At 69.8% G+C, this 1421-nt stretch carries 2 protein-coding genes; both read left to right on the top strand.

Annotation, left to right across the window (positions count from 1 at the left end; translation table 11 throughout):
• Nucleotides 1-930, top strand: a 930-nt coding sequence (locus tag AB4Y86_RS18870; RefSeq protein WP_441403662.1) for a thiamine pyrophosphate-dependent enzyme, incomplete at its 5' end; no start/stop codon positions are given.
• Between the two features lie 14 nt (nucleotides 931-944).
• Nucleotides 945-1421: alpha-amylase family glycosyl hydrolase (locus tag AB4Y86_RS18875; protein WP_441403663.1), on the top strand; the 477-nt coding region annotated here is incomplete at its 3' end.

Raw genomic sequence — 1421 nt, forward strand, 5'->3', positions numbered from 1 at the left:
GGTACGGACACCGCGGCCGGGCTCATGGGTGAGGCCGATGTGGTCCTCGTGGCCGGGGCAAGCCTGAGCCCCTTCACCATGCGGTTCGGGCACCTTCTCGGCCCGGACAGCACGGTCATCCAGATCGACACCGCCCTGCAGCCGACGCACCCCCGGGTGGACACGTTCGTCAGCGCGGACGTGAAGTCTGCTGCGGGACGGATCTTGGGGATGCTCGAAGGCGGCATTCCGGCGGACACGCGCTCGGAAGCGTGGCGCGCGGAAGCCCGTAAACGCCTGTCGGAGGGACCGGCCCACCATCCCGGCTCAGCGGAGACGCCGGACGGTCGGCTGGATCCGCGCTCCCTTGCCAGGGCACTTGATACGGTACTGCCGGAGCGCCGCACGGTGGTCCAGGACGGCGGGCACTTCGTCGGCTGGGCGCCCATGTACTGGCGCATCCCGAGGCCCCAGGACCTGGTCATGGTGGGGACCGCGTTCCAGGCCATCGGGCTGGGACTGGCCAGCGCCGTCGGGGCAGCCCGTGCGGTGGAGGACGGCCGCACCGTGGTGCTGGCCTCCGGCGACGGCGGTCTCCTGATGGGATTGTCTGACCTCGAATCGCTGATCGGTGCGGCCAGCAGCGCCGTCGTGGTGATCTACAACGATGCCGCCTACGGAGCCGAAATCCACCAGTACGGCTCCCAAGGCCTGACCGAAAAGCCCATGCTGATCCCCGAAGTGGACTTCAGCGGCATCGCCCGCGCGCTCGGTGCCGAATCCGCGATCATCCGCTCCCTGGCGGACCTTTCCGCGCTCCAGGACTGGATCGACGCCGGCGCCAAGGGAACCTTCGTGGCCGACTGCCGGATCACGTCGAGCGTCCGGGCCCCGTGGCTGAGCGAGTGGATGGCGGCCAAGCAGGAGGCAAAGGCGGCGGTGGCGGGCTAGCGGCGGACAAATTTTTGGGGCGCTACTGGTACCGGCACCTGTTCTCCGCCGGGCAGCCGGACTGGAACTGGCGGAACCCCGCCGTCGGCGACTGCTTCGACGGCGTGCTGCGCTTTTGGTTCGACAAGGGCGTGGACGGGCTGCGGATAGACGTCGCCCATGCCCTGTTCAAGGCCGAGGGGCTTCCCGATTCGCCGTCGGAGGGCGGTGTGGTGGACGGGCTGCGGTCCAACCCGCAGGTCTCGGACCAGGAGGAAGTCCACGAGGTCTACCGCCGCTGGCGCACCCTGGCCGAGCAGTACCAGCCGCACCGCCTGCTGGTGGGCGAGGTGAACTTGGAACCGGCCGGGGCCGCCCGCTATACCCGGGCCGATGAGATGCAGCAGGCCTTCGCGTTCGCGTTTGTGAAGCTCGGCTGGGAGCCGGAGTCCTGGGCCGCCGTCGGCAACGAGCTCGAAGCCGCCCGCCAACTGCACGGCGCCACCCCGGGC

The organism is Arthrobacter sp. 2YAF22_2, from assembly GCF_052114645.1.
Taxonomy (GTDB): domain Bacteria; phylum Actinomycetota; class Actinomycetes; order Actinomycetales; family Micrococcaceae; genus Arthrobacter.